This window comes from Variovorax paradoxus, from assembly GCF_022009635.1.
Classification (GTDB): domain Bacteria; phylum Pseudomonadota; class Gammaproteobacteria; order Burkholderiales; family Burkholderiaceae_C; genus Variovorax.
In genome coordinates, this window is sequence record NZ_CP091716.1 from 7,362,287 (window position 1) to 7,388,596 (window position 26,310).

At 68.1% G+C, this 26,310-nt stretch carries 24 protein-coding genes; 10 read left to right on the forward strand and 14 right to left on the reverse strand.

Features of this window, described 5'->3' with window-relative positions; all coding sequences use genetic code 11:
* Positions 1 to 12: 12 nt before the first annotated feature.
* The 7 genes from fusA to L3V85_RS34660 all read right to left on the reverse strand — a co-directional run bounded on the left by fusA (position 13) and on the right by L3V85_RS34660 (position 9,271).
* A complete protein-coding gene (gene fusA / locus L3V85_RS34630; RefSeq protein WP_237677065.1) occupies positions 13 to 2,073 on the reverse strand; it encodes an elongation factor G in 2,061 nt (686 codons plus the stop codon).
* A gap of 124 nt (positions 2,074 to 2,197) precedes the next feature.
* Positions 2,198 to 3,580, reverse strand: a complete 1,383-nt coding sequence (locus L3V85_RS34635) for a gluconate:H+ symporter (protein WP_237677066.1) — start codon at positions 3,578 to 3,580, stop codon at positions 2,198 to 2,200.
* Positions 3,581 to 4,102, reverse strand: a complete 522-nt coding sequence (locus tag L3V85_RS34640; RefSeq protein ID WP_237677067.1) for a gluconokinase — start codon at positions 4,100 to 4,102, stop codon at positions 3,581 to 3,583. It lies immediately after the preceding gene.
* 11 nt (positions 4,103 to 4,113) lie between these two features.
* On the reverse strand, positions 4,114 to 4,551 hold the full coding sequence (locus L3V85_RS34645; RefSeq protein ID WP_237677068.1) for a CBS domain-containing protein: 438 nt from the start codon (positions 4,549 to 4,551) through the stop codon (positions 4,114 to 4,116).
* A 45-nt stretch (positions 4,552 to 4,596) separates the two neighbouring features.
* Positions 4,597 to 5,652, reverse strand: coding sequence for a 2-oxoacid:ferredoxin oxidoreductase subunit beta (locus tag L3V85_RS34650; protein ID WP_237677069.1), 1,056 nt, complete (start codon positions 5,650 to 5,652; stop codon positions 4,597 to 4,599).
* Complete coding sequence (locus L3V85_RS34655) at positions 5,649 to 7,475, reverse strand: 2-oxoacid:acceptor oxidoreductase subunit alpha (RefSeq protein WP_237677070.1); 1,827 nt, start codon at positions 7,473 to 7,475, stop codon at positions 5,649 to 5,651. The genes L3V85_RS34650 and L3V85_RS34655 overlap by 4 nt, the downstream gene beginning before the upstream one ends.
* The gene (locus L3V85_RS34660; protein ID WP_237677071.1) at positions 7,472 to 9,271 is read right to left on the reverse strand and encodes an FAD-dependent oxidoreductase; all 1,800 of its coding nucleotides are present in this window, start codon (positions 9,269 to 9,271) and stop codon (positions 7,472 to 7,474) included. The genes L3V85_RS34655 and L3V85_RS34660 overlap by 4 nt, the downstream gene beginning before the upstream one ends.
* 279 nt (positions 9,272 to 9,550) lie before the next feature.
* Between L3V85_RS34660 and L3V85_RS34665 the strand changes: the two genes are divergently transcribed.
* Positions 9,551 to 10,897, forward strand: coding sequence for an MFS family transporter (locus L3V85_RS34665; protein ID WP_237677072.1), 1,347 nt, complete (start codon positions 9,551 to 9,553; stop codon positions 10,895 to 10,897).
* A gap of 31 nt (positions 10,898 to 10,928) precedes the next feature.
* Here the strand turns inward: L3V85_RS34665 and L3V85_RS34670 are convergent, their stop codons facing one another.
* The 4 genes from L3V85_RS34670 to L3V85_RS34685 are packed head-to-tail and all read right to left on the reverse strand — an operon-like array spanning position 10,929 to position 14,027.
* Positions 10,929 to 11,339 (reverse strand): DUF3830 family protein, encoded by a 411-nt coding sequence (locus L3V85_RS34670; RefSeq protein ID WP_237677073.1) that lies wholly within the window; start codon positions 11,337 to 11,339, stop codon positions 10,929 to 10,931.
* Positions 11,340 to 11,372: 33 nt separating this feature from the next.
* A complete protein-coding gene (locus L3V85_RS34675; RefSeq protein ID WP_272934514.1) occupies positions 11,373 to 12,155 on the reverse strand; it encodes an amino acid ABC transporter ATP-binding protein in 783 nt (260 codons plus the stop codon).
* A gap of 9 nt (positions 12,156 to 12,164) precedes the next feature.
* Positions 12,165 to 13,058: a dihydrodipicolinate synthase family protein gene (locus L3V85_RS34680; protein WP_237677074.1), complete on the reverse strand. Its 894-nt coding sequence runs from the start codon at positions 13,056 to 13,058 to the stop codon at positions 12,165 to 12,167.
* Positions 13,059 to 13,070: 12 nt separating this feature from the next.
* Positions 13,071 to 14,027, reverse strand: a complete 957-nt coding sequence (locus tag L3V85_RS34685; RefSeq protein WP_237677075.1) for a dihydrodipicolinate synthase family protein — start codon at positions 14,025 to 14,027, stop codon at positions 13,071 to 13,073.
* A gap of 178 nt (positions 14,028 to 14,205) precedes the next feature.
* Between L3V85_RS34685 and L3V85_RS34690 the strand changes: the two genes are divergently transcribed.
* The 8 genes from L3V85_RS34690 to hydA all read left to right on the forward strand — a co-directional run bounded on the left by L3V85_RS34690 (position 14,206) and on the right by hydA (position 21,928).
* Complete coding sequence (locus L3V85_RS34690) at positions 14,206 to 15,216, forward strand: LacI family DNA-binding transcriptional regulator (RefSeq protein ID WP_237677076.1); 1,011 nt, start codon at positions 14,206 to 14,208, stop codon at positions 15,214 to 15,216.
* Positions 15,217 to 15,220: 4 nt separating this feature from the next.
* The gene (locus L3V85_RS34695; protein WP_237677077.1) at positions 15,221 to 15,613 is read left to right on the forward strand and encodes a tautomerase family protein; all 393 of its coding nucleotides are present in this window, start codon (positions 15,221 to 15,223) and stop codon (positions 15,611 to 15,613) included.
* A 36-nt stretch (positions 15,614 to 15,649) separates the two neighbouring features.
* Complete coding sequence (locus L3V85_RS34700; RefSeq protein ID WP_237677078.1) at positions 15,650 to 16,792, forward strand: acyl-CoA dehydrogenase family protein; 1,143 nt, start codon at positions 15,650 to 15,652, stop codon at positions 16,790 to 16,792.
* Positions 16,793 to 16,805: 13 nt separating this feature from the next.
* Positions 16,806 to 18,407, forward strand: coding sequence for an acyl CoA:acetate/3-ketoacid CoA transferase (locus L3V85_RS34705; RefSeq protein ID WP_237677079.1), 1,602 nt, complete (start codon positions 16,806 to 16,808; stop codon positions 18,405 to 18,407).
* On the forward strand, positions 18,404 to 18,877 hold the full coding sequence (locus L3V85_RS34710; RefSeq protein ID WP_237677080.1) for a MaoC family dehydratase: 474 nt from the start codon (positions 18,404 to 18,406) through the stop codon (positions 18,875 to 18,877). Before L3V85_RS34705 ends, L3V85_RS34710 begins: the two co-directional genes overlap by 4 nt.
* Positions 18,878 to 18,942: 65 nt before the next feature.
* Positions 18,943 to 19,779, forward strand: a complete 837-nt coding sequence (locus L3V85_RS34715; protein ID WP_237677081.1) for an ABC transporter substrate-binding protein — start codon at positions 18,943 to 18,945, stop codon at positions 19,777 to 19,779.
* A 22-nt stretch (positions 19,780 to 19,801) separates the two neighbouring features.
* A complete protein-coding gene (locus L3V85_RS34720) occupies positions 19,802 to 20,482 on the forward strand; it encodes an amino acid ABC transporter permease (protein ID WP_237677082.1) in 681 nt (226 codons plus the stop codon).
* A 21-nt stretch (positions 20,483 to 20,503) separates the two neighbouring features.
* On the forward strand, positions 20,504 to 21,928 hold the full coding sequence (gene hydA, locus L3V85_RS34725; protein WP_237677083.1) for a dihydropyrimidinase: 1,425 nt from the start codon (positions 20,504 to 20,506) through the stop codon (positions 21,926 to 21,928).
* Positions 21,929 to 21,961: 33 nt separating this feature from the next.
* On the opposite strand, the gene L3V85_RS34730 is transcribed toward hydA, so the two are convergent.
* Entirely contained in the window at positions 21,962 to 22,753 is a 792-nt protein-coding gene (locus L3V85_RS34730) for a helix-turn-helix domain-containing protein (protein WP_237677084.1), read from the reverse strand.
* A 96-nt stretch (positions 22,754 to 22,849) separates the two neighbouring features.
* Positions 22,850 to 23,803, reverse strand: coding sequence for a LysR substrate-binding domain-containing protein (locus L3V85_RS34735; protein ID WP_237677085.1), 954 nt, complete (start codon positions 23,801 to 23,803; stop codon positions 22,850 to 22,852).
* Between the two features lie 106 nt (positions 23,804 to 23,909).
* On the opposite strand from L3V85_RS34735, the gene L3V85_RS34740 reads away from it, so the two are divergent.
* Positions 23,910 to 25,223 (forward strand): MFS transporter, encoded by a 1,314-nt coding sequence (locus L3V85_RS34740; RefSeq protein ID WP_237677086.1) that lies wholly within the window; start codon positions 23,910 to 23,912, stop codon positions 25,221 to 25,223.
* Here the strand turns inward: L3V85_RS34740 and L3V85_RS34745 are convergent.
* Positions 25,184 to 26,245: an adenosine deaminase gene (locus L3V85_RS34745; RefSeq protein WP_237677087.1), complete on the reverse strand. Its 1,062-nt coding sequence runs from the start codon at positions 26,243 to 26,245 to the stop codon at positions 25,184 to 25,186. The two genes, L3V85_RS34740 and L3V85_RS34745, sit on opposite strands and share 40 nt — an antisense overlap.
* Between the last annotated feature and the right edge of the window lie 65 nt (positions 26,246 to 26,310).

Consider the following 26,310-nt stretch of genomic DNA (forward strand, 5'->3'; position numbering starts at 1 on the left):
CGGTTGGGCGCTTCAATCGTCCTCATGCACCCGGTACTGCCCCGTCAGCGTCTGCTGCGTCGCCGCAGGCACGGCCTCGTAGTGCGACAGGGCCATCGTGTAGCGCCCCTGCCCGCTGGTCATCGCATTGAGCCGCGACTGGTAGCTCGCCAGTTCGGCCATCGGCACCTGGCCGCGAACGACCACGGTGCCCGCACCCACGGCCGACGTGCCGGTGACAAGGCCCCGGCGGGTTGAAAGATCGCTGGTGACATCACCGACCGACTGTTCGGGCGCGACGATCTCGACCTGCACGATCGGCTCGAGCACCACCGGGCGTGCCTCGCGAATGGCCGCCATGAAAGCCTTGCGGCCGGCGGTCGCGAAGGCGATGTCCTTGCTGTCCACGCTGTGGTGCTTGCCGTCGTACACCACCACGCGCACATCGACTACCGGATAGCCGGCGATCGCGCCGCACACCAACACTTCGCGCACGCCCTTCTCGACCGCTGGAATGAACTGGCCCGGAATCGTGCCGCCCCGTACCTCGTCGGCAAACTCGAAGCCGCCGCCACGCGCCAGCGGCTCGATGCGCAGGAAGACCTCACCGAACTGGCCGGCGCCGCCGGTCTGCTTCTTGTGGCGGTGGTGGCCCTCGGCCGGCGCGGTCACCGTCTCGCGGTAGGCGATGCGCGGTGGCCGCGTCAGCACTTCGAAGCGGTACACCTCGCGCAAGCGGTCGAGCACGATGCGCAGATGCAGTTCGCTCAGGCCGTAGAGCACCGTCTCGTTGGTCGCCATCACATGCTCGATGCGCAGGCACGGGTCCTCGGCCGCGAGCTTGCCAAGGATCTCCCAGGCGCGCTGCTCGTCGCCGTGGCGCTTGGGCTCCACGGCCAGGCCGTGCACCGGCACCGGAAACGCCAGCGGCGCAAGGTGGACATGGCTGTCTTCGGCCGCATCGTGCAGCACGGCATCGAAGTGGATCTCGTCGACCTTGGCCACCGCCACGATGTCGCCCGGCACCGCGTGCGACACCTCGACATGGTCCTTGCCCTGGAGCATGAACAGGTGCCCCACCTTGAAGGGCTTGCGGCCGTCGCCGATGTAGAGCTGGCTGTCGCGCGAGAGCGTGCCCTGGTGCACGCGGAAGATGCCCATCTTGCCCACATAAGGGTCGATCGTCACCTTGAACACATGCGCCAGCACATGCAGCGACGGGTCGGGCCGGGCCTGCATCGGCTTGGCCTCCGCGCCCTCGCCGACGATGAACTCCGGCGGGTTGGCCTCGGTCGGGTCGGGCAGGAGCTTGACGATCACGTCCAGCAGTTCGGCCACGCCGGCGCCGCTGCGCGAAGAGACGAAGCACACCGGGATCAGGTGGCCCTCACGCAGCGCCTGTTCGAGCGGCGCATGCAGCTCGCCCGGGTTCACGTCGCCCTCTTCGAGGTAGCGGTCGACGAAGGCCGCGTCGACCTCGACCACCTGCTCCACCAGCGCGCGGTGCGCCGTCTCGACGGGGCCGAAGTCGGACTGTCCGAAACGGTTGAAGAAGCAGTCCACCACCTGCCTGCCGACCCCGTCGGGCAGGTTCAGCGGCAGGCATTCGCGGCCGAAGGTGATCTGGATGTCGGCCAGCAGGCCCGCCAACGAGACGCCCTGCGAGTCGATCTTGTTGACGATGATCATGCGGGCGAGATGGCGCGATGCCGCGTACTCCATCATGCGCACCGCCATCGGCTCGATGCCGGCGGCGGCATTGATGACCACCGCCACCGTTTCGACCGCTTCCAGCGTCGGCAGGCTCTGGCCGAGGAAGTCGGGGCCGCCAGGCGTGTCGATGAGGTGGATGCGCGTGCCGGCATGCGTGAGATGCATCACCGATGCGTTGAGCGAGTGCTGCATGCGCCGCTCCAGCGGGTCGTGGTCGCTGACGGTGCTGCCGCGCTCCACGCTGCCGCACACCTTGACGGCACCCGCCTTGAACAACAGGGCCTCGGCCAGGGAGGTCTTGCCGGCGGCGGCGGCGCCGACGAGCGCCAGTGTTCGCACCGCTTCCATTTCGGCCGCGAGGCCGTTCGATCGGCTTGGCATGGCTGGACTCCTTCGCATCCGGAAGGCCGGCCCGGCGGCCCGCAAGGGCTCGGGTTCAGCGCACGGACGCCGGGTCAGCGTACGGGATTGGCCGGGCCGATGCAAGCCGGTGGCGGCCCGCCCTTCAGAACACGGCCGACAGCGCGAGCGTCAGCAGCAGCCCCATCACGGAGATGACCGTCTCCATCACGGACCAGGTCTTGATGGTCTGCCCCACCGTCAGCCCGAAATATTCCTTCACCAGCCAGAAGCCCGCATCGTTCACGTGGGAGAAGAACAGCGAGCCCGCGCCGATGGCCAGTACCACGAGCGACAGGTGGTTGGTCGACAGGCCGCCGGCCAGGGGCGCGATGATGCCGGCCGCAGTGACGGTCGCCACCGTTGCGGAGCCGGTCGCCAACCGGATCAGCACCGCCACGATCCAGCCCAGCACCAGCGTCGACAGGCCCGCCGCGAGCGCGATCTTGGCGATGGCGTTGCCGGTGCCGCCGTCGACGAGCGCCTGCTTGAAACCGCCCCCCGCGCCCACGATGAGCATCACGCCGACCACCGGCAGCAGGCTGTCGGCGATCTTTTTCGCCAGCACGGGCACGGTGAAGCCCACGGCGGTGCCGAAGGTCACCATGGCCAGCAGCACCGCCACCAGCAGCGCGAAGACCGGGTCGCCGACGAAGTCGAGCACGGGCCGCAGCGCGGCGGTCTTGTCCATCCAGATGTCGGCCGCCGCCTTCAGCAGCATCAGCACCAGGGGAGACAGCAGCGTGATCAGGGTCCAGGCGAAGGTCGGGCTGCCGGTCGGCTTCTGGTCGCCAGCGCCGGTGGACGACCCCGAGGCGGTGACGGCAAGCCCCGCGCCGGCCGCGCCGATCGGTACCAGCCTGGCGGCCAGCAGGCCGAAGAGCGGTCCGGCCACGGCCACCGTCGGAATGGCGATCAGCAACCCGAGCGCCAGGGTCACGCCCACGTTCGCATGCAGGATGGCGATGGCAGCAAGCGGCCCCGGGTGCGGCGGAATGAACCCGTGCAGCACCGACAGCCCGGCCAGCGCCGGAATCCCCAGCTTCATGGCGGGGCCCTTGGAGCGGTGCACCGCGAGCATGACCACGGGGATCAGCAGCACGAGCCCGATCTCGAAGAACATCGGGATGCCGATGATGCTGGCGACCAGCGCCATCTTCCAGGGCAGCGTGGCGGGGCGGCCTCGCAGCAGCGTCTCGACCAGCCTGTCGGCGCCGCCGGAATCCGCCAGCAGCTTGCCGAGCATCGCCCCCAGCGCGATGAGCACGCCGACATAGCCCAGCACGCCGCCCACGCCGTTCTCGTAGGACGCCGTCACCTTGTCCAGCGGAATGCCCGAGCCCACGCCGACGAAGAGCGCGCCGATGGTCAGGGCCAGGAAGGCATGCAGCTTCAGCCACACGATCAGCACGACCAGCAGCGCGATGCCGACGGCCGCGACGGCCAGCACCTGGATGTCGTGCGCGTTCAGCGCGGTGGAAGCGTTCATTTATTTCAGGCCCAGGCTGTCGATGATGGTCTGGGCCAGCGCGGAGGGCGCCGGGCCGATGTCGACGCGAATCGAGGGCTCGTCCGCCGAGGGCTCCTCCAGGTCGGCGAACTGGCTGTCGAGCAGGCTGGGCGGCATGAAGTGGCCGTGGCGTGCCATCAGGCGCGCGGCGATGGTCTCGCGCGAGCCGTGCAAGTAGACGAACACCACGCCCGCGCCGCGCCGGTTGATCACCTCGCGGTACGAGCGCTTCAGGGCCGAACAGGTGATGAGCCCGTTCTCGCCGGCGTCGATGCGCTCGTCCACCCAGTCGGCAACCTTGCGCAGCCAGGGCGCGCGGTCTTCGTCGGTGAGCGGATGGCCTGCCTCCATCTTGGCGATGTTCGAGGGCGGATGCAGCGCATCGCCCTCCTCGAAGGGCCATGAGAGACGACCCGCGAGGATGGCGGCCACGGTCGTCTTGCCGCAGCCGGAGACGCCCATGAGCACCAGCACCTGCGGTTTTTCGGAGGAAAGAGGCATTGGTTTCCTTGTCAGCCCAGCGCGTCGTTCAGTTGTTCGCGGAACTCGGTGAGGCTCACGGCCGCGCCGATCTCGCGCGGCAGCGCATCGCGCATCGAGAACACGCCGAGGATCTTCTTTTCCGTGGCCAGCGGCAGATGGCGAAATCCCCGCTCGATCATGAGCACCACGGCGTCGGACACCGGTGTTTCGGGCGGCACGCAGATCGGGTTGGGCGTCATGACTTCGCGCACCGGCGTGCGATCGGGGTCGAGCCCCCGCGCCAGCACACGGGTCATGAGGTCGCGCTCGGTCAGGATGCCCAGCAGGCTGTCGGGCAGCTCCATCACGAGCACGCTGCCGCAGTTGGCGCGCGTCATGACGCACGCGGCATCGCGAACGCTGGCCTGCGGCGTCAGGCTGACCAGGTGCGTGCGCGAGATCGATTGGAAAACGGTGCGCTCGACCATGTTGCGCCCTCCAGAAAGAGCGTCAATGGTGCCCCCGGCCGCCGATCAGCGCAAGGAGGCGTTGAGCCGCTGCAGCGCCGAGGCGCCCGGGCACAGCTCGGCCGGCCCCAGCGCGTTGAGCGGCCGGTCGCTGGTGTTGAGCGCGGTGTGCAGGTCGGTGGCCAGCGGATCGACATAGAGCAGGCCGGTGACCACCTCGCCCATTTCATGGTGCCGCTGCATGTAGGCCATGGCCGCGTAGCGGTCGCCGGGCGTGTATTCGGGGTGCAGGCTGCGCAGGCGCAGCAGCGTGCCGTCGTGCTGGCGCACGTCCAGCACCTCGCCCGGCGCCATGCCGATGCTGATCTCTTCCCGTTCGCTGATGAAGTCGATGCGGCTCACGGCCTCGTTGTGCTCGCGCACGTAGTCGTAGCTCTTGGTGCTGCCCGGATGGTTGTTGAAGGCAACGCAGGGGCTGATCACGTCGATGAAGGCCGAACCGCCGTGGCTGATCGCGCCCTTGATGAGCGGCACCAGTTGCGCCTTGTTGCCAGAGAAGCCGCGCCCCACGTAGCTGGCGCCCAGCTGCAGCGCCATGGCCACCAGGTCGACCGGGCTGTCGGTGTTGACGACGCCTTTCTTGCTCTTGGAGCCCTGGTCGGCCGTGGCCGAGAACTGGCCCTTGGTCAGGCCGTAGACGCCGTTGTTCTCCACGATGTAGGCCATGCGCACGCCGCGCCGCATGGCGTGCGCGAACTGGCCCAGGCCGATGGAAGCCGAGTCCCCGTCCCCGGAAACGCCCAGATACAGCAAGTCGCGGTTGGCCAGGTTGGCGCCGGTCAGCACGCTGGGCATGCGGCCGTGCACGGTGTTGAAGCCGTGCGAGGCGCCCAGGAAGTAGTCCGGCGTCTTGGAGCTGCAGCCGATGCCCGAGAGCTTGGCCACGCGGTGCGGCTCGATATCCAGTTCCCAGCAGGCCTCGATGATGGCTGCCGAGATCGAGTCGTGACCGCAGCCGGCGCACAGCGTGGAGATCTTGCCCTCGTAGTCGCGCCGCGTGTAGCCGACCTTGTTGGCGGCCAGCGTCGGGTGGCGCAGCCTGGGCTTGGCGAGGTAGGTCATGCCGCTTCCTTCGTCGGATGAACATGCGTGGCGATGGCCTGCACGATGAAGCGCGCGGTGATGGGCGTGCCGTCGAAATGCAGCACCCGGACCAGCCGCGCCGGATCGGCGTCCAGCTCGTTGACCAGCAGGCTGCGCATCTGCGCATCGCGGTTCTGCTCGACCACGAAGACCTTGTCGTGCTGCGCGACGAACCGCGCCACGCTCTCCGGAAAGGGAAAGGCGCGCAGCCGCATGGCGTCCAGGTGGATATCGCGCGCCTCGAGCGCGTCCAGCGCCTCGTGCATGGACGGGCTGGTCGAGCCGAAATAGATCACGCCCAGAGCGGTCTTGCGGGCCGCGGGCCGCAGCACCGGCTGCGGCACCAGCGTGGCGGCGGTCGCGAACTTCTTCAGCAGCCGCTCCATGTTGTAGATGTAGTCCGGCCCGCGCTCCGAGTACCGGGCGTAGGCGTCGCGCGTGGTGCCGCGGGTGAAGTAGCTGCCCTTGGTCGGGTGCGTGCCCGGCAGCGTGCGCCAGGGAATGCCGTCGCCGTCCACGTCCTTGTAGCGGCCGAAGTCGCGGCCCGCTTCCAGCTCTTCGGCGCTCATGACCTTGCCGCGGTCGTAGGCCTGGCTGTCGTTCCAGGCAAAGGGCTCGCACAGGCGCTGGTTCATGCCGATGTCCAGGTCGGTCATCAGGAACACCGGCGTCTGCAGCCGGTCGGCCAAATCCAGCGCCGCCGCCGCGTGCTCGAAGCACTCGTGCGGGTCTTCCGGGAACAGCAGCACGTGCTTGGTGTCGCCGTGCGAGGCATAGGCGCAGGCCAGGATGTCGGCCTGCTGCGTGCGCGTGGGCATGCCGGTGGAAGGCCCGCCGCGCTGCACGTTGATCAGCGTGATCGGAATCTCGGCAAAGTAGGCCAGCCCGATGAACTCGGCCATCAGCGAAATGCCCGGTCCCGAGGTCGCGGTGAAGGCCCGCGCGCCGTTCCAGCCGGCGCCGACCACCATGCCGATGGAGGCCAGTTCGTCTTCCGCCTGCACGATGGCAAAGCGGTGCTGGCCGGTGGAAGGGTCCACGCGGAACTTGGTGCAGTATTTCTGGAAGGCCTCGGCCACCGAGGACGACGGCGTGATCGGATACCAGGCCGCGACCGTGGCGCCGCCATACACGCAGCCCAGCGCCGCGGCGCTGTTGCCGTCCACGAAGATGCGCCCGCCCACCCGGTCGGCGCGCCGCACCTTCAGCCCCACCGGCTCGCGCAGGTTCTCCCGCGCGAAATCGCAACCCAGGTGCAGCGCCTGCACATTGGAGGCCAGCAGCTTTTCCTTGCCCTTGTACTGCTCGCCGAACAGCTTCTCGACCACCTCGGGCTCGATGCCCAGCAGGATGGCCAGCGCGCCCACGTAGACGATGTTCTTGAACAGCTGGCGCTGGCGCGGGTCCTGATAGACGGCGTTGCAGATCTCGGTGAGCGGCATGCCGATCACGCGGATGTCGTCGCGGAATTTCGACGGCGGCAGCGGCCGGGTGCTGTCGTAGAAAAGATAGCCGCCCGGTTCCAGCTCGGCCACGTCGGCGTCCCAGGTCTGCGGGTTCATCGCCACCATCATGTCGGTGCCGCCGCGCCGCCCCAGATGCCCGTCTTCGGTCACGCGCACCTCGTACCAGGTCGGCAGGCCCTGGATGTTGCTCGGGAAGATGTTGCGCGGGCTCACCGGCACGCCCATGCGCAGGATGGCCTTGGCGAACAGCTCGTTGGCCGAGGCCGAGCCCGAGCCGTTGACGTTGGCGAACTTGATGACGAAGTCGTTGACCGCCTCGATCTGCTTTTGCGTCATGCGGCCACCCCCTGCCCTGCCGGCGTCATCTTCAGCAGGAACTTCTGCATGTCCCAGGCCCCCGTGGGGCAGCGCTCGGCGCACAGGCCGCAGTGCAGGCAGACGTCTTCGTCCTTGACCATGACGCGGCCTGTCTTGAGCCCGCCGGACACATACAGGTCCTGCGCCAGGTTGAGCGCCGGGGCCTTGAGCCGGGGCCGCAATTCGTCTTCTTCCGCGTTGTCGATGAAGTTGATGCAGTCCATCGGGCAGATGTCCACGCAGGCGTCGCATTCGATGCAGGCGGCCTCGGTGAACACGGTCTGCACGTCGCAGTTCAGGCAGCGTTCGGCCTCCTTGAAGGCGGTGGCGGCGTCGAAGCCCAGCTCCACTTCCACGCGGATGCTGGCCAGCGCCGCCTCGGCCTTGGCCCACGGCACCTTGTAGCGCAGGTCGTTGGAGGTGTCGTTGTCGTAGCTCCACTCATGGATGCCCATCTTCTGCGACACCAGGTTGGTCATGGGCGCCGGCCGCTCGTACACGGGTTCAGCGCGCAGCAGCTTGTCGATGGACACCGCCGCCTCGTGGCCATGGGCGACGGCCGTGATGATGTTCTTGGGGCCGAAGGCCGCATCGCCGCCGAAGAACACGTTGGGCACCGAGGACTGGAAGGTGTTCTTGTCCAGCACCGGCAGGCCCCACTTGTCGAAGTCGATGCCGCAGTCGCGCTCGATCCAGGGGAACGCGTTTTCCTGGCCCACCGCCACCAGCACTTCGTCGCACTCGAAATACGCCTCCGGCTCGCCGGTGGGCACCAGTTCGCGGCGGCCCTTGTCGTCGTACTCGGCGCGCACGATCTCGAAGCGCATGCCCACGAGCTTGCCGTCTTCGTGCACGAAGGCCTTCGGCACATGGAAATTGATGATCGGAATCCCCTCGTGCGCGGCGTCTTCCTTCTCCCAGGGCGAGGCCTTCATTTCCTCGAAGCCGCTGCGCACGATGACCTTCACGTCGGTGCCGCCCAGACGGCGCGCCGAACGGCAGCAGTCCATGGCCGTATTGCCGCCGCCCAGCACGATCACGCGCCGGCCGATGCTGCTGACGTGGCCGAAGGACACGGAGTTCAGCCAGTCGATGCCGATGTGGATGCCGGCCGCGGCTTCCTGCCGGCCGGGCACGTCGAGGTCGCGTCCGCGCGGTGCGCCGCAGCCGACGAAGATCGCGTCCCAGTCCTGCGCCATCAGCGCCTGCATCGACGCGATGCGCTCGCCGCCGCGGAACTCGACGCCCAGGTCGAGCACATAGCCCGTCTCTTCGTCGATGACGCTCTCGGGCAGGCGAAAGCGCGGAATCTGCGTGCGGATGAAGCCGCCGGCCTTGGCCTCGCCGTCGAACACCGTCACCTCGTAGCCCAGCGGCGCCAGGTCGCGCGCGACGGTGAGCGAGGCCGGCCCGGCGCCGATGCAGGCGACGCGCTTGCCGTTCTTCGGCCCGGCCGTCGGCATGCGCGCGCGCACGTCGTCCTTCATGTCGGCCGCCACGCGCTTGAGCCGGCAGATCGCCACCGGCTCCGGCGCCTCGGCGTTGCTTTCTTCGACCCGCCCGCGCCGGCAGGCCGGCTCGCAGGGCCGATCGCAGGTGCGCCCCAGGATGCCGGGGAAGACGTTGGAAGCCCAGTTGATCATGTAGGCGTCGCCGTAGCGACGCTGAGCGATCATGCGTATGTATTCGGGGACAGGAGTGTGCGCCGGGCAGGCGTACTGGCAATCGACGACTTTGTGGAAATAGGTCGGGTCCGCAATATTCGTTCGCTGCAACGCATATCTCCTGGCTGTCGCCTGGAGCCCCGGAGGGGCCGGCGAGTGGCTTTTGCGCGAGTATGCGCCGCGCCTGCGCAAGCGCGGCCTTGGTGGAATCCCGCAGCATGGCCTGGGGGGCCGGCCATCGCGCCATCTAGGTGTTTACCCTTGCGTACCGATACGTAGACCCCCGGCGGCCGGCTACGGACGACAGCGCCTCGGCGGCCGGACAGACTCGCCGCAACGGCCTCGCGCGGCTTCGCGGCGGGCCGCAGCCAGAGACAAGGACCCCTTTCCATGACCGCCTTCGCAAGCAGCGCGACCGCCGGCGCCTCCAGCCCCGACGCCACCGCCGATCAGAACACCCCCTACACCTTCGAGGAAAAGCGCAAGCGCATCTTCGCCATCTTCGCCGCCTCGTCCGGCAACCTGGTGGAGTGGTTCGACTTCTACGTCTACGCCTTCTGCGCCATCTATTTCGCGCCGGCGTTCTTCCCCAAGTCCGACCCGACCGTGCAGCTGCTGAACACGGCCGGCGTGTTCGCCGCCGGCTTCCTGATGCGCCCGATCGGCGGCTGGCTGTTCGGCCGGCTGGCCGACCGCAAGGGCCGCAAGACTTCGATGGTGACCTCGGTGGTCATGATGTGCGTGGGCTCGCTGGTGATCGCCTGCCTGCCGACCTACGCGCAGATCGGCGCCGCGGCCCCCGCGCTGCTGCTGCTCGCGCGGCTGCTGCAGGGCCTGTCGGTCGGCGGCGAGTACGGAACCACCGCCACCTACATGAGCGAAGTGGCGATGCGCGGACAGCGCGGCTTCTTCTCGTCCTTCCAGTACGTCACGCTGATCGGCGGCCAGTTGCTGGCCGTGGTCGTGGTCGTGGTGCTGCAGCAGGTGCTGGACGAGGCCGAACTGCGCAGCTGGGGCTGGCGCATTCCCTTCGTGCTGGGCGCCGTGGCCGCCATCGTGGCCCTGATGCTGCGCCGCACGCTGACCGAGACCGCCAGCACCAAGACCCGCGCCGCCAAGGGCGCCGGCAGCGTGGCCGAACTGTTCAAGCACCACAAGCGCGCTTTCTTCGTGGTGCTGGGCTACACGGCCGGCGGCTCGCTGATCTTCTACACCTTCACCACCTACATGCAGAAGTACCTGGTGAACTCGGCCGGCATGTCGATCAAGACCGCCAGCAACATCATGACGGCCTGCCTGTTCATCTACATGTGCATGCAGCCGCTGTTCGGCGCGCTGTCGGACCGCATCGGCCGCCGCAGCAACATGCTGCTGTTCGGCGCCCTGGGTGTGCTGATGACGGTGCCGGTGCTGACCAGCCTGCAGAACGTGAGCAGCCCGCTGATGGCCGGCGTGCTCATCACCCTGGCGCTGGCGGTGGTGAGCTTCTACACCTCGATCAGCGGCATCGTGAAGGCCGAGATGTTCCCGCCCGAAGTGCGCGCACTGGGCGTGGGCCTGTCGTACGCGGTGGGCAATGCCATCTTCGGCGGCAGCGCCGAATACGTCGCGCTGGGGCTGAAGTCGATCGGCCACGAGTCGTACTTCTACTGGTACGTGACCGGCATGATGGCTCTGGCGTTCCTGGTGAGCCTGCTGCTGCCCAAGCAGGCGACCTACCTGCACAACGACAAGTAAGCAAAGAGCCCGGCCAGGTGCCGAGCGCGGTTCAGAGCATCTCGAACGCGATGTCCTGCGCGCCTTCCCACAGCACCTTCTTGCCGAGCGCGCGCAACTGCTCCTTGCCTTCCACGATGGTGAGGAAGTGGTTGCCCGCCAGCGGCCCCATCTTGCTGGCGAAGCTGCAGCTGCCGTAGGCCAGGATGATCTCGGTTTCGCTGTAGCCGCCGGGGTAGAACAGGATGTCGCCCGCCGACGGGTGGCAGGTGTGGTTCTCGAAGCCCACGCCCAGCTCGAAGTCGCCGAGCGGGATCCAGCAGCCCTCGCCGCTCCATCGCACATGGATGATCTTCTGCGTGTAGGGCAGCAGCCTGGTGAAGGCCTCGACGGTTTGGGGTGCCTCGGGGTTCGTTTCCGCGACGAAGCGAAAGCCCGCGGCCTGGATGCCGATTCTTGCCATGGTGTCCGATCGAATAATAAAAAGTAGGGGGGGTCAGTGCAGCAACTGGCTCAGGAAGAGCCGGGTGCGTTCGTGTTTCGGGTTCCCGAAGAACTCCTGCGGCGGCGCCTGCTCGACGATGGCGCCCCGGTCCATGAAGATCACGCGGTTGGCGACCTGCCGCGCGAAGTTCATCTCGTGCGTCACCGACAGCATGGTCATGCCGTCGTCGGCGAGCGAGACCATGGTGTCCAGCACTTCCTTGACCATTTCGGGGTCCAGCGCCGAGGTCGGCTCGTCGAACAGCATGACCTTCGGGCCCATGCACAGCGCACGCGCAATGGCCACGCGCTGCTGCTGGCCGCCGGAGAGCTGCGACGGATATTTGTTGGCCTGCTCCGGAATGCGCACGCGCTCCAGGTACGACATGGCCACTTCCTTCGCCTCCTTGGGCGAATATTTCTTGCTCCACACCGGCGCCAGCGTGCAGTTCTCCAGGATGGTGAGGTGCGGGAACAGGTTGAAGTGCTGGAACACCATGCCCACGTCGCGCCGCACGGCGTCGATGCGCCGCATGTCGGCCGTGAGCTCGGCGCGGTTCACCACGATCTGCCCCTGCTGGTGCTCCTCGAGGCGGTTGATGCAACGCAGCAGCGTCGACTTGCCCGAGCCCGAAGGCCCGCAGATCACGATGCGTTCGCCGCGCTGCACTTCGAGGTCGATGTCGCGCAGCACCTGGAAGTCGCCGTACCACTTCTGCACGCCGACCATGCGGATGACGAGTTCGGCCCGGCCATCGGCGTTCGATGCGGGTGTGTCCGGTTGCAAAGCGCTCATGGCAATACCTCAGGCGGTGGTGGTTTGGATCTTCAGGCCGAGCTCGTCGACCAGTCGCTTCGCCGCGGCAACGCCTTCTTCGCCCAGCGGCAGGCGCGGCGGGCGCGGTGCGCCGACCGGCAGGCCCATGGCCGCGAGCAGCGCCTTGGTGCCCGCCACGTACGACTGGCCGGCGACGAAGTCGACCATCGGAAAGTGCCGGAAGGCCAGCGCACGCGCCTCGGCCAGCTGGCCGGCCATGACAAGGTCGTACAGGCGGGCCATCTCGCGCGGCGCGCCATTGGAGGGCACGGCGGCCCAGCCCACCGCCCCTTCCACATACGACTCGAAGCCCATGATGCCGCCGAACACCGCCATGCGGCCCTCCGACAGCCGCATGATGTCGCGCACGCGGGTCACCTCAAGCGTCGATTCCTTGATGTAGCGGCAGTTGTCGATCTGCGAGAGCCGCGCCACCAGCGCCGGCTTCAGGTCGACGTTGGCCACGGCCGGGTTGTTGTAGACCATGATCGGAATGCCGATGGCGTCCGAGATGGTCCTGTAATGCAGGAACAGCTCGTCGTCGGTCGGCGTGCAATAGAACGGCGGCAGCACCATCACGCCGTCGGCGCCCTGCGCCTCGGCGCGTCGGCTCAGGCGGACGGCGGCACGCGTGTCCTCTGCGGTGGTGCCGATGAGCACCGGCACGCGGCCGGCGGCGCGGTCGATCACGGTCTGGGCGACCAGCGCGATCTCGTCGTCGGACATCGACATGAATTCGCCGGTCGAGCCCAGCGGGATCAGGCCGTGGATGCCGGATTCGATCTGCCAGTCGACATAGCGCTCGAGGGTGGGCACGTCGACGGCGCCGTCGGCGTCGAAGGGCGTGACCATGATGGTGTAGGTGCCGCGGAAATCAGCCATGGAATGAATCGCTCAAGAGGAAGAAGAAGTCGTCGTTCGGTCGGCATCCAGCAAGCCCGATGCCAGCAACGCCGCGCGGATGCGCGCCGTGTCTTCGGCCGGCACGGGCAGCAGCGGCGGGCGCGGGTCCGGATGGGGCAGCCGGCCGAGCAGATGCAGGGCCGTCTTCATGCGGTTGTGGGCGTCCAGGTAGGGCGCGCGGTAGAAGGCGCGGCACAGCGGCACCAGCCGTTCGTTGACCGCCCGCGCGGCCGCCAGGTCGCCGCGCGCGACGGCCTCGTGCAGGGCCACCAGCAAGGGAGCGGCCACGCTGCCCAGGCCTGAAAGGATGCCGTCCGCGCCATAGGCCAGGGAGGCGAACAGCCAGCTGTTGCTGCTGCTCAGCAGCGTGACCGGGCGCGCAAGCGCGCGCAGGGCCCGCAGGTTGTCTTCGTAGAGCTCGGGAATGTCGCTGCCCTCCTTGACGGCCACGATGGCCGGCACCTCGGCGCAGAGTTGCGCGAGCGTCTCGGTCGAGAAAGCAAGGCCCGAGGCGCGCGACAGCTGGAACAGCACGATCGGCAGGCTGCTCGCGCCGGCCACTTCGCTCACGAAGCGGCGCGCCATGTCGGGGCGCGCGCCGGCGCCCTGGGCGAACACGGCGGGCGGAAACAGCAGCAAGGCCGAGGCACCGGCCTGCGCCGCGTCCCGCGCCAGTTCGCAGGCGCCGCGGGTGTCGTCGGCCACCACGCCGGCCACGACCGGCACGTCGCCGGCCGCATTCGCCGCAATCCGCACCACCTGGGCGCGTTCGCCGCGGTCGAGCGACGTCGCCTCGCCGGCGTGCCCGTTGACGACCACCGCGCGCACGCCGCGGGTGCCGGCAACGTCGCGCATGTGGGCGGCCAGGGCGTCGTCGTCGATGCGGCCGTCGGGGGTGAAAGGCGTGAGGGTGGCGGGCCAGATGCCGCCGACTCCGGAAATTTGCATGGCCGTCCTGGATGTCGAGTCGCGAAAGATCGGCAGTATGCAAGAAAATTGGAAACGATTGCAAAATTATCCGACCAATCGCCACGGTCTCAGCTTTTCCCTTGACCTTTCACCTCACACGGAACTACGATGAAAAAATGCAATCGTTTACAACAATCTGCTTTCACGAGGCCACGACATGGCGGTGACACTGCGTGACGTGGCCCGCGCGGCCGACGTTTCCATCGCCACCGCCTCCCGCGCGCTGGCCGGCTCCAGCCTGACCAACCACGCCACTCAGAAGCACGTGATCCAGGTCGCCGCCGCGCTCGGCTACCGCACCAACACCTTTGCCCGGGCACTGAAGACCAAGCGCTCGCGGCTCATCGGCCTGACGGTCCACAACCTCGAGAACGCCTCCTTCCAGGTGCTGGCCTCGGTGGTTCAGTCGCGCATGCAGGCGCTGGGCTACCAGGTCATCCTGAGCATCAGCGCCGACGATCCCGAGCAGGAGCGCGACATCTTCAGGACCCTGGTCGACCACAGCGTCGACGGGCTGATCGCCGTGCCCAACGGCGCCAACGGCGCCCAGCTGCTGGCCATGGAACATGCGGACATCCCCGTGATCTGCGCGGTCCGCCGGGTCGAGGGCGCCATGCTCGAATCAGTGCTGGCGGGCGACCTCGACGGCGCCTACGCCGGCACCCGGCATCTGCTGGACCTGGGGCACCGGCGCATCGGCCTGATCGTCGGCCCCGGCGAAACCACCTCCGGCAAGGAACGTCTGGCGGGCTACAAGCGGGCCATGCAGGAAGCGGGCCTGCCCGTGGACCCGGCGCTGATCCAGACCGGTCGCTATGCGCCGGAGACCGGCGTCGTCGCCGCCAATGCGCTGCTGTCGATGCCCGCGCCGCCCACGGCGATCTTCGTGGCCAACCACGAATCGTCGGTCGGCGTGCTGCGGGTGGTGTCCGAGCGCGGTCTGCTGATTCCCGACGACCTGTCGCTTCTTTTCTACGAAGACTCGCCCTGGTTCGAATGGCAGCGACCCGCCATCAGCGTGGTCGACAGCGGCGCGACGGAAATGGCCAACCTCGCGGTCGACCGGCTCGTGCAGCGCCTGGGCGGCGTGGCCAACAGCGGGCGCGAATACCGGGTGGGCTCGCGCCTGATCCAGCGCGCCTCCTGCCGCGCGGTGCAAGAAAGCTGACGCCATGCCCTATCTCGAGATCCTCGCGCCGCGCGCATCCGACAGCAACAAGCGCACCGCCAGCCGCGCACTGACCGACGGCGTCGTCGAATCCTTCGCGGTGTCGCCGTCCACGGTGACGCTGTACTTCCTGCCGGTCGAAGCCGCCAACTATGCGCACGAAGGCCACCTGGGCCACGACGGCGGCGGCGAAGGCCAGCGCGTGTTCGTGAAGGTGCACGCCTACCGCCGCACGATTGCCGAGCGCCGTGCGCTCGCCGCCGCCATCACGCAGCCGCTGGCCGAGTGCTTCGCCACGTCGAGCCACAACGTGGCCATCTATTTCCTCGACCGCGACCGCGACGAGGTCGCGCACGACGGCCACATGGCCAGCGACGAAGACCAGCCCGCCACGTAAGCCCAGCCGCCCTTCTCCGATCACTCCCTCGACACCATGACCCATTTCCTCACCGAAGACCAGATCTCGCTGCGCGACACCGCGCGCCGTTTCGCAGAGGGCGAAGTGCTGCCGCGCGCCGCCGCCATCGACCGCGAAGACAAGTTCGACCGCGTGCTCTACCGCGGCATGGCCGAACTCGGCCTGTTCGGCGTGAGCCTGCCCGAGGCGGCCGGCGGCTCCGGCTTCGACACCGTGAGCACCTGCCTCGTGATGGAAGAACTGGCGCGCTGCTCGGGCGCCATCGGCAACGCCTTCGCGATCCCGGTCGAGGCAGCGCTCTTCCTGCACCACCACGGCAACGAAAGCCAGAAGGCGCTCATCCCCGGCATCCTCGACGGCTCCATCGTCATGGCCACCGCCATGTCCGAGCCCGACTACGGCTCCGACGTGGCCAGCATCACCACCACCGCGCGCGCCGTGGACGACGGCTGGGTGCTCAACGGCACCAAGGCCTGGGTCACGCTCGGCGGCGTGGCCGACCGCATCATGGTATTCGCCCGCACCGGCAAGGAAGCCGGCCACAAGTCGATCAGCTGCTTCATGGTCGATGCGCACCAGGCCGGCGTGAGCCGCGGCAAGAACGAAGAGCTGCTCGGCATGCACGGCCTGGAGGACTGCCAGATCGTGCTGCAGGACGTGCACGTGCCGCGCACGGCTCTCATCGGCGCCGAGAACGAAGCCTTCAAGACGGCCATGGGCAACTTCAACTTCAGCCGCCTGCTGATGTCGTCGATGGCGCTGGGCATGGCGCAGGCCGCGATGGAAGACGCGGTGGCCTACGCCACCACGCGCAAGCAGTTCGGCCAGCCGATCATGAACTTCCAGGCCATCCAGTTCATGGTGGCCGACATGTCCACCGACATCGCCGCCGCGCGCCTGCTCATCCACCACGGCGCACGCCTGCAGGACGCGGGCCGCTCCATTGCCAAGGAAGGCGCGCAGGCCAAGCTCTTCACCACCGACATGGCCATGCGCCACGTGTCGAACGCACTGCAGATCCACGGCGGCAACGGCTACTCGCGCGACTACCGCATCGAGCGCATCTTCCGCGACGTGCGCCTGGCACAGATCTACGAAGGCACCAACCAGATCCAGCGCCTGATCATCTCGCGCCAGGTCGAGAAAGAACTGGCCTGAGGACGCAGCCATCATGATCGATTGCATCACCCCCGACGCCGCCGCCGCGCTGCTGCGCGATGGCGACATGGTGCTGGCCGGCGGCAACGGTGGCTCGGGCGTGCCCGAGGCCGTGTTCGAGGCCATCGAGCGGCGCTTCACCGCCGGCAACGGCCCGCACGACCTCACGCTGTTCCACGTCACCGGCGTGGGCGCGCTCACGGAAAAAGGCATGTGCCATTTCGCGCACCCCGGGCTCGTGCGCCGCGTGATCGGCGGCAACTTCGGCATGCAGCTGCCCTTCATGAAGATGATCCTGGCGCAGGACGTGGAGGCCTACAACTTCCCGCAGGGCGTCATGACGCACCTGTGCCGCGCGATGGCGGGCCGCCAGCCCGGCGTGCTCACGCACGTGGGCCTGGAAACCTACATGGACCCGCGCCAGGACGGCGGGCGCATGAACGCACGCACCACCGAGGAACTGGTCGAGCTGGTGCACGTGGCCGGCCGCGACTGGCTGTTCTACCGCGCGCCCGGCGTGCCGAAGGTCGCGCTGATCCGCGGCACCTCGGCCGACGAAGACGGCTACGTGAGCATGGAGCACGAGGCCACCGCGCGCGAAGACCTCTCGATGGCGCAGGCGGTGCACAACGCCGGCGGCATCGTCATCTGCCAGGTCAAGCGCATCGTCAAGCGCGGCACGCTGCATCCGCACATGGTGAAGATCCCCGGCTTCCTCATTGATCACTTCGTGGTCGAGCCCGAGCAGCTGCAGACCTACACCACGCGCTACGACCCCGCGCGCTGCGGCGAGATCGTGGTGCCGGCTTCGAGCATCGCGCCCGACCCGCTCGACGTGCGCCGCGTGGTGGCAAGACGCGCGGCCTTCGAGCTGCGCCCGCGCGACGTGGTGAACCTCGGCGTGGGCATCTCCGCGATGATTCCCAACGTGGCCTCGGAAGAAGGCATCGCGGACCTCATCACCCTCACGGTCGAGTCGGGCGTGGTGGGCGGCGTGCCCGGCCACGCGCGCGAGTTCGGCACCTCGGTCAACCCGCGCGTGATCCTCGACCAGTCGTACCAGTTCGACTTCTACGACGGCGGCGGCCTGAGCTGCGCGTTCCTGTCGTTCGCGCAGGTGGACCCGCAGGGCAACGTCAACGTCACGCGCTTCGGCAAGCGCTACGACGGCGCGGGCGGCTTCATCAACATCACGCAGAACACGCGGCGCCTGGTGTTCAACGGCTCGCTCACCGGCGGTGACTTCGACATCGGCGTGACCGAGGGCAAGCTCGACATCCGCCGCGACGGTGCGTTCCGCAAGTTCGTGCCGGCCGTCGACCAGATCAGCTTCTCGGGACGGCTCGCGCGCGAGCGCGGCCAGCAAGTGAGCTTCGTGACCGATCGCGCGGTGTTCGAACTCGAGGCCGACGGTCTCGTGCTCACCGAGATCGCGCCCGGCGTGCGGCTGCAGGAAGACGTGCTCGACAAGATCGGTTTCGTGGTGCGCATCGGCGATCAGTTGCGCACCATGGATGCGCGCATCTTCCGCAGCGGCCCCATGGGCGTGCACGACGAGTTCATCGCGAAGGCACCGCGCCATGCAGGTGGCGCAACGAAAGGAGAGAAGGCATGAACGCATCGACGCAAGACGTGTACTTCGAAGACGTGGTGATAGGCGCCGAACTGCGCAGCGAGAGCCACGTGGTGAGCGCACAGGACATCGGCCGCTTCTGCGAGCTCACGCATGACCACCATCCACTGCACACCGATGCGGACTATGCGCAATCGCGCGGCTTTCCGGGTGTCATCGCGCATGGCTTGTTCGGCCTTTCTCTGATGGAAGGACTGAAGACCGCACTGAAGATCTACGAGAACAGTTCCATCGCTTCGCTCGGATGGGATCAGGTCCGGTTCTTGCGACCTGTGGTGGCAGGCGATGCGGTGCACGTGGTGTTCCGCTTCACCGACAAACGTCTTTCGGCGCGTGGCGGCCGCGGTGTGGTGACAGAGAGCTTGCAGCTCTTCAACCAGCGCGCGGAACCCGTGATCGAGGCCGTGCACGTGGCGCTGGTCGCATGTCGACCGGTGGCCGCGGCGGCCTGATTCCGATTGCCCCCCGAGTTCTTCTCTTTCACTCTTCCTGTCTTCAACGAAAGCATCTCATGCACATGATCAAACTGTCCCTGGGTTTCTTCATCGGCCTCGCGCTGAGCGGCTCGGTCCTCGCCCAGACCTGCACGCCCAAGGTCTCCGCCGAACACCTCACGGCGCCCGGCAAGCTGCAGATGTCCACCAACCCGACGCTGCCGCCGCAGCAGTTCGTCGACAGCAAGGGTGAGCTTCAAGGACTCAACATCGAACTCGGCCGCGCGGTCGCGAAGCACCTGTGCCTGGAACCCGTGTTCGTGCGCATGGACATGCCGCCGATGGTGCCCGCGCTGCAGGCCGGCCGCTTCGACGTGATCAACACCGGCCTCTTCTGGACCGAGGAGCGCTCCAAGCTCATGTTCCAGGTGCCCTACGGCCAGCAGTCGATGAGCATCTACACGGTGCCCAACAGCAAGCTGGTGGTGAACAAGTTCGAAGACCTGTCGGGCCATGTCGTCGGCATCGAGACCGGCACCTACGCCGAGCGCAAGTCGCGCGAATCGAATGCGGCCATGGTCGCCAAGGGCATGGCGCCGATCGACTTCCGCACCTTTGCGACGGCCTCCGAAACCACGGCCGCGCTGCGCGCCGGCCAGCTCGAAGCGGGCATCAACATCGACGAGACCGCCATCGCCTTCGAGGAACGCGGCATCGTCAAGATCCGTGCGAGCGGCCTCTATGGCACCGACATCACGCTGTCGTTCCGCGACCGCGCGGTGGCAGAAGCCGTGGCGCAGGCCCTGACCGACCTGAAGGCCGACGGCACCTACGACAAGCTGTTCGACAAGTTCCGCATGACGCGCCTGAAGGACACCACCAAGTTCGCGATCCGCGGCCCCGGCCCGGCGCCCAAGTAAGCCAGTCGAAGAGGTTGCGGCCGTGTTCAATTTCGATGCCTTCCTGTCCTACTTCGTCAACCCGTTCCTCCTCGGGGGCGTGGGAATCACGATCGGACTGACCATCGCAACCATCGCGATCGGTCTGGCCCTGGCGCTGCCCCTGGCGCTGGGCAGCATGTCTTCGCATCGATTCCTGTCGGCGCCGGCGCGCTTCTACATCTGGGTGTTTCGCGGCACACCGCTGCTGGTGCAGATCGTCATCATCTACACCGGCCTGCCGCAACTGGGCCTGCGCTTCGATGTGCTGACCTCCGCGGTGCTGGCGCTGAGCCTGAACGAAGCGGCATACCTTTCCGAGACCATTCGCGGCGGCTTCTCGGCCATTGCCAAGGGGCAGGTCGAAGCGGCCAAGGCATTGAGCCTTTCGCGCTTCGCCACCTTGCGGCTGGTCACCTTGCCGCAGGTGCTGCGCGTGATCATTCCGCCGCTGGGCAACTCGGTGAACGGGCTGCTCAAGGCCACCTCGCTGGCTTCGGTCATCTCCATGGAAGAGCTGATGCGCCGTGCACAGGTGCTCATGCAGGAGAAGTTCGAAGTGCTGGAGCTCTATTGCGTGGCGGCCTGCTTCTACCTGGTGCTGACCACGCTGTGGGACCGCGTGCAGGTGCGCCTCGAACGCCACTACGGCAGGGGCTACGCAGCCGGGCGCGCCGCCGCCTGAACCGGAATCGACCGAACCATCATGTCCACGCCAACTTCTGATTTCGACCTTGTCGTGCGCAACGCGCGCGTCGTTACCGCATCGGACACCTTCGACTGCGACATCGGCATCAGCGACGGCCGCATCATCCAGCTCGGCAGGAAGCTGGGCTCCGCCGCGCGCGAGATCGATGCCGCCGGCCGCAGCGTGACGCCCGGCGGCGTCGATGCCCATTGCCATCTCGACCAGCCGATGCCGCCGCCCACGCGCAATGCCGACGACTTCCACACCGGCACGCGCTCCGCGGCCTGCGGCGGCACCACCACCGTGATTCCCTTCGCGGCGCAGCACAAGGGCCAGTCACTGCGCGCCGCGGTCGAAGACTACCGTGCCCGCGCGGCCGGCAAGGCCCACGTCGACTACGCCTTCCACCTGATCGTGAGCGACCCGACGCCGACGGTGCTGAAGGAAGAGCTGCCGGCGCTGATCAAGGAAGGCTTCACGTCTTTCAAGATCTACATGACCTACGACGACATGAAGCTCGACGACGGGCAGATCCTGGACGTGCTGGCCGTGGCGCGGGAACACGATGCCATGGCCATGCTGCACGCGGAGAACGCCGACTGCATCGAGTGGCTCACCCGGCGCCTGGAAGCGGCCGGCCGCACCGCGCCGCGCTTTCATGCGCATGCGCGGCCGATGCTGGTCGAGCGCGAGGCCACGCACCGTGCGATCGCGCTGGCCGAGCTGGTCGACGTGCCGATCCTGATCGTCCACGTGTCGGGCCGCGAAGCGGTCGAGCAGATCCGATGGGCGCGCGCGCACGGCCTGAGCGTGTTCGCCGAGACCTGCCCGCAGTACCTGTTTCTCACCGCCGAAGACCTGGGCATCGACGACAGCTACAAGGGCGCGAAGTGCGTATGCAGCCCGCCGCCGCGCGACAAGGCCAACCAGCAGGTGATATGGGACGGACTCAACGACGGCCTTTTCACCGTGTTCTCGTCCGACCATGCCCCCTTCAAGTACGACGCGCCCGAGGGCAAGAAGCCCGGCGGCGAGGAGGTCGCGTTCCGCCACATCCCCAACGGCATCCCCGGCATCGAGACCCGCATGCCGCTGCTGTGGTCCGAAGGCGTGCTCGCGGGCCGGATGACCGCCAACCGCTTTGTCGAACTCACCGCCACCGGCCCGGCCAAGGCCTACGGCCTGCATCCGCGCAAAGGCACCATCGCAGTGGGCGCCGACGCCGACCTGGTGATCTGGGACGAGCGCGACTTCGTGCTGAAGAACGAGCTGCTGCACCACGAGGTCGACTACACGCCCTACGAAGGCATGCGCCTCAAAGCCTGGCCCGCCGTCACGCTCAGCCGCGGCGAGGTGGTGTGGGACGGTGCGTTTCACCCGCAGGCGGGCCGCGGCGAACTGCTGCGCTGCGGGGCGCCGACGTTGATGCCCAAGCGGCGCTGAGCGGGGCTGCGTCGCACGCGGGCGATGCGCCCGCTAATGCCCCCAGGCGTGCGACGCCAGCTCATCCGCCGTCACGTTCACCTGGCTCGCAAGGAACGACGGCGGCAGCCCGAAGTAGCGCTGGAAGGTTCGGCTCATGTGCGCCGCATCCGTGAAGCCGCTGACCAGCGCCACGTCGGTCAATGGCCGGTGCGCGGTGAACTGCTGCACCGTGCGCCGCACCTTGGTCCACAGCGCATAGCGCTTGACCGACACGCCCACCTGCTCGGCAAACAGGTGCGTGAGGCGGTCGGGCGACAGGCAGGCCACGGCCGACAGCTCGCGCAGCTGAATCTGCCCCGCATGCGCGCGGATGGCCTGCAGCACGCGTTCGATGCGGCGGTCGGTGGTCGCTTCGATCTCGGGAGCCTCGGTGATGGCCTCGATCAGCTTCACGCTGAGCGCCTGCAGCCTGTCGTTGCAGAGTTCGCCGCGCTGGGCGGGGTCGAAGTCGTCGCGCAGCCGGCCGAAGCGGCGGGCATCGATGGGCAGGATGCCGTGGCCGCCCATGCGCTTGGCGAGCATGCGGTAGGCGCTGGACGCGGGGTCGAGGTTGAGCGAGAGCAGCCCGCAGCCGTCGACGTCGAGCCGGCGCGACACGTGCGGCGCCACCAGCGCGGCGGTGCATTGCGCGCGCGTGCCGTCTACCGCTTCCAGCGTGAAAGGATGGCCGCTGACCGACGCCAGCAGCGTGGCCGAAGAGCGGGCCGTGAGTCCCGACTGGATGGCGGGCGTGATGTAGAGGAACCTGTCATCCCACAGGTGCAAGAAATTCTGCGAGGCCATGCCGTATCACTTTTGTTTTTGTCTCCAGCGGCGGATTCTCACGCATTGCCACGGCAGCCAGGCAAGGGATTGTGCCCACCCGCCTTCAGCATTCCTTCAGTGTGCGGCAGCCGGCGCTTCGGTCTGCACATGCTGGCGCACCGCCTCCAGCAGCAGGCTGGCCAGCCTGCTCGCCGGGGCTTCGGCCCGGGCCTGCGCGCGATAGAGCACCAGCGATATCTGCGGCAGCGCCGGCAGCGACAGCAGCGAGCGGTCGATGGTGCGCACATGCGATGGCAGCCCGAACGGGGTGCGCACCGTCAGGCCCAGCCCAGCCGAGGCGGCCGCCCACAGCGCCGACAGGCTGGCGCTGGCGAAGGAGCGGCGCCACGGCACGCCGGCGCGGTCGAGCGCGGCGATGACGATCTCGCGCAGCGGGCACGGCGCATCGAGCATGATCAGCGGCAGCGGCTCACGGCTCTTGCGCACGCCCGGGCCGCGGCGCTCGCGCTCGGTCCACCAGGCGGCGTCGATCCTGTCGGGCGACTTGGGGCCGATCCACAGCAGCGGCAGCCGCGCGACGCGCTCGGCATAGGGCGACAGAGGCTGGTCGCCCGCGTCCCACGCCAGCGCCAAGTCGAGCTGGCCGAGTTCGAGCCGCTCGCGCAGATCGGCGCTGCGTGCCACGCAGGCCTCGATGCGCACCTTGGGATGCGCCCGCGCGAAGCGACCCAGCACGGCGGGCAGCAGCGTCTCGCCGAAGTCTTCCTGCAGGCCCAGCCGCACCGCGCCCTGCAGGTCGACGCCGCGCATGGCGGCGCTGGCCTCGTCGTTGAGTTCGAGCATGCGGTGGGCATAGGCCAGCAGCGTCTCGCCGGCATCGGTGAGCTCCAGCCCGCGCCCCGCCTTGCGGAACAGCACGGTGCCGGCCTGCGCCTCCAGCTTCTTGAGTTGCGCGCTCACGGCGGAGGTCGAGCGCCCCAGCTTCTCGGCCGCGCGCGCATAGCTGCCGAGCGCGATGCCGGTGGAAAAGCTGCGCAGCACGTCGAGATCGAACATCACCTGGGCCATGGGTCTTCCTTTTTCCTGCGGCTTCAATCGTCCTGGTTTTTGGAACGATTGGCCGATTATTTTCTGATTTTCAAAACCTTTGCAACGGCGGACACTGCACCGCAACATGAGCCCCACTACCCTCTCCTCCCCTGCCTTCGGGCCGCGCCATCGCTGGAAAGTGCTGGCCGCCGGCGTGGCCGCCAACGCGGCTTTCTCGGTCGCCTTCAGCGGCATCCCGATGACCGCGGTGCTAATGCGCACCGGCTACCGGCTCGACAACGCCAACCTCGGGCTGGTGCTCGGCCTCATGGGGCTGGGCATCGCCGTGAGCGAACTGCCCTGGGGCCTGCTGACCGACCGCTGGGGCGACCGTCCGGTGCTGCTCACGGGCCTGGGCAGCACCGCCCTCGCGCTGGTGGCGATGGCGCTGTGGGCCGCGCCGGCCGCGGGCCACGTGCCCGGCCTGGGCTGGCTCGGCGCCGGGCTGCTGCTGGTCGGCCTGCTGGGCGGCAGCGTGAACGGCGCCAGCGGACGGGCGGTGATGACGTGGTTCGACGCCAGCGAGCGCGGTCTCGCCATGAGCATCCGGCAGACCGCCGTGCCGCTGGGCGGCGGCATCGGTGCGCTGGTGCTGCCTGTCGTGACGCTGCATTTCGGTTTCGCCGCGCTGTACGGCCTGCTGGCGCTGCTGTGCGCGCTCAGCGCCGCGATGAGCTGGGCCTGGGTGCACGAGCCACCCATCGCACCGCGCGGCAAGGCTGCTGCCGCCACGGAAGCGGCCGCGCCCCGAAGCGGCCCGCTGCGCGACGCGCGCGTGTGGCGCATCGTGGCGGGCATCGGCATCCTTTGCGCGCCGCAGTTCGCGGTGCTGTCCTTCGGCACGGTGTTCCTGCACGACTTCGGCCATGCGGGCTTCGCGGCGATCACCGCCACCATGGTGTTCGTGCAGGTCGGCGCGATGGTGATGCGCGTGTGGAGCGGCCGCTGGACCGATCGCCGCCGCAACCGCCCGGCCTACCTGCGCGCCTGCAGCGGCCTGAGCGTGCTGCTGTTCGCCGGGCTCGCGCTGCTGGTGCTGCTGGGCGGCGCGCACGCTGCGGACTCATCGGCGCTGCGCATCGCGCTGATCGTGCTGCTGGGTGCGAGCGGCGTGTGCGTGTCGGCCTGGCACGGGGTGGCCTACACGGAGCTCGCCACGCTGGCCGGCGCGGCACGCGCGGGCACGGCGCTGGGCATGGCCAACACCAGCGTGTTCCTGGTGTGCTTCGTCACGCCCTTTTCCATTCCGCACCTGATGGCGCTGCAGGGCTGGCCGCTGGTGTGGCTGGCGGCCAGCGCCTGCGCACTGGTGGCGATGCCGCTCCTGGTGCCGCGGCCCGTTGCCGCGGCGGCGACAGATCAGAACGCGGCGAAGACCGCGTTCAGCCGGTCGACATAAGCGCGCTTGGCGGCCTCGTCGATGAAGCTGCCCTCGAAGCTGTTGGCCGCGAGCTGCCAGGCGTGGCGCACGCCGAGCCCCGTGGCCTCGAAGGTCTGCGTGAAGTTCTGGTTCATGTAGCCGCCGAAGTAGGCCGGGTCGTCGGAGTTGACGGTGGCCACGAGGCCGGCGTCGAGCAGCGTGCCCAGGTTGTGCTGCGCGAGGTCGGGGAACACGCAGAGCTTGAGGTTCGACAGCGGGCACACGGTCAAGGGAATGCGGTCTTGTGCGAGCCGCTTCATCAGCGCCGGGTCCTTGGCGCTCTGCACGCCGTGATCGACCCGCTCCACCTTCAGCACGTCGAGCGCGCTCTGCACGTAGGCCGGCGGACCCTCTTCGCCGGCATGCGCGACGAGGTGCAGGCCCAGTTCGCGGCAGCGTGCGAACACGCGCGCGAACTTCTCGGGCGGATGGCCCACTTCGCTCGAATCCAGGCCCACGCCGATGAACTTGTCGCGATACGGCAGCGCCTGCTCCAGCGTCTGGAAGGCTTCTTCCTCGCTCAGGTGGCGCAGGAAGCACATGATGAGCAGCGCGCTCACGCCCAGCTTGGGCAACGCGTCGGCGCAGGCCCGGTGCAGGCCGTTGACCACCGTTTCCATCGGCACGCCGCGCGCGGTGTGCGTCTGCGGGTCGAAGAACATCTCGGTGTGCACCACGTTGTCGGCCGCGGCGCGCTCCAGGTAGGCCCAGGCCATGTCGTAGAAGTCCTGCTCCTTCAGCAGCACGCTGGCGCCGGCGTAGTAGATGTCCAGGAAACTCTGCAGGTTGGTGAAGGCGTAGGCGCGGCGCAGCTCTTCCACGCTGGCGTAGGGAATGGACACGCCGTTGCGCTGGGCCAGCGCGAAGATCAGCTCGGGTTCGAGCGAGCCTTCGATGTGCATGTGCAGCTCGGCCTTGGGCATGGCGCGCAGCAGCTCGGGCAGGCGGTCGGTGCCGATGCGGTCGAAGTTCTGGTCGTAGGTGGGGCGGAAATCGGTCATGGTGGGGAACTGCTGCTGCGTTGTGATCCTGCAAAGCATAAAGCCAGCCGCCGCCGGGCCGATGC

Bases quoted from the DNA above. Each gene is read 5' to 3' on its own strand.
- L3V85_RS34715 (WP_237677081.1), top strand. From the start codon at position 18,943: ATGATCAAACTGTCCCTGGGTTTCTTCATCGGCCTCGCGCTGAGCGGC.
- L3V85_RS34690 (WP_237677076.1), top strand. From the start codon at position 14,206: ATGGCGGTGACACTGCGTGACGTGGCCCGCGCGGCCGACGTTTCCATC.
- L3V85_RS34675 (WP_272934514.1), bottom strand. From the start codon at position 12,155: ATGAGCGCTTTGCAACCGGACACACCCGCATCGAACGCCGATGGCCGG.
- L3V85_RS34695 (WP_237677077.1), top strand. From the start codon at position 15,221: ATGCCCTATCTCGAGATCCTCGCGCCGCGCGCATCCGACAGCAACAAG.
- L3V85_RS34745 (WP_237677087.1), bottom strand. From the start codon at position 26,245: ATGACCGATTTCCGCCCCACCTACGACCAGAACTTCGACCGCATCGGC.
- L3V85_RS34740 (WP_237677086.1), top strand. From the start codon at position 23,910: ATGAGCCCCACTACCCTCTCCTCCCCTGCCTTCGGGCCGCGCCATCGC.
- L3V85_RS34730 (WP_237677084.1), bottom strand. From the start codon at position 22,753: ATGGCCTCGCAGAATTTCTTGCACCTGTGGGATGACAGGTTCCTCTAC.
- L3V85_RS34655 (WP_237677070.1), bottom strand. From the start codon at position 7,475: ATGACGCAAAAGCAGATCGAGGCGGTCAACGACTTCGTCATCAAGTTC.
- L3V85_RS34700 (WP_237677078.1), top strand. From the start codon at position 15,650: ATGACCCATTTCCTCACCGAAGACCAGATCTCGCTGCGCGACACCGCG.
- L3V85_RS34645 (WP_237677068.1), bottom strand. From the start codon at position 4,551: ATGGTCGAGCGCACCGTTTTCCAATCGATCTCGCGCACGCACCTGGTC.
- L3V85_RS34680 (WP_237677074.1), bottom strand. From the start codon at position 13,058: ATGGCTGATTTCCGCGGCACCTACACCATCATGGTCACGCCCTTCGAC.
- L3V85_RS34665 (WP_237677072.1), top strand. From the start codon at position 9,551: ATGACCGCCTTCGCAAGCAGCGCGACCGCCGGCGCCTCCAGCCCCGAC.
- L3V85_RS34705 (WP_237677079.1), top strand. From the start codon at position 16,806: ATGATCGATTGCATCACCCCCGACGCCGCCGCCGCGCTGCTGCGCGAT.
- L3V85_RS34685 (WP_237677075.1), bottom strand. From the start codon at position 14,027: ATGCAAATTTCCGGAGTCGGCGGCATCTGGCCCGCCACCCTCACGCCT.
- L3V85_RS34650 (WP_237677069.1), bottom strand. From the start codon at position 5,652: ATGACCTACCTCGCCAAGCCCAGGCTGCGCCACCCGACGCTGGCCGCC.
- hydA (WP_237677083.1), top strand. From the start codon at position 20,504: ATGTCCACGCCAACTTCTGATTTCGACCTTGTCGTGCGCAACGCGCGC.
- L3V85_RS34735 (WP_237677085.1), bottom strand. From the start codon at position 23,803: ATGGCCCAGGTGATGTTCGATCTCGACGTGCTGCGCAGCTTTTCCACC.
- L3V85_RS34635 (WP_237677066.1), bottom strand. From the start codon at position 3,580: ATGAACGCTTCCACCGCGCTGAACGCGCACGACATCCAGGTGCTGGCC.
- L3V85_RS34710 (WP_237677080.1), top strand. From the start codon at position 18,404: ATGAACGCATCGACGCAAGACGTGTACTTCGAAGACGTGGTGATAGGC.
- fusA (WP_237677065.1), bottom strand. From the start codon at position 2,073: ATGCCAAGCCGATCGAACGGCCTCGCGGCCGAAATGGAAGCGGTGCGA.
- L3V85_RS34670 (WP_237677073.1), bottom strand. From the start codon at position 11,339: ATGGCAAGAATCGGCATCCAGGCCGCGGGCTTTCGCTTCGTCGCGGAA.
- L3V85_RS34640 (WP_237677067.1), bottom strand. From the start codon at position 4,102: ATGCCTCTTTCCTCCGAAAAACCGCAGGTGCTGGTGCTCATGGGCGTC.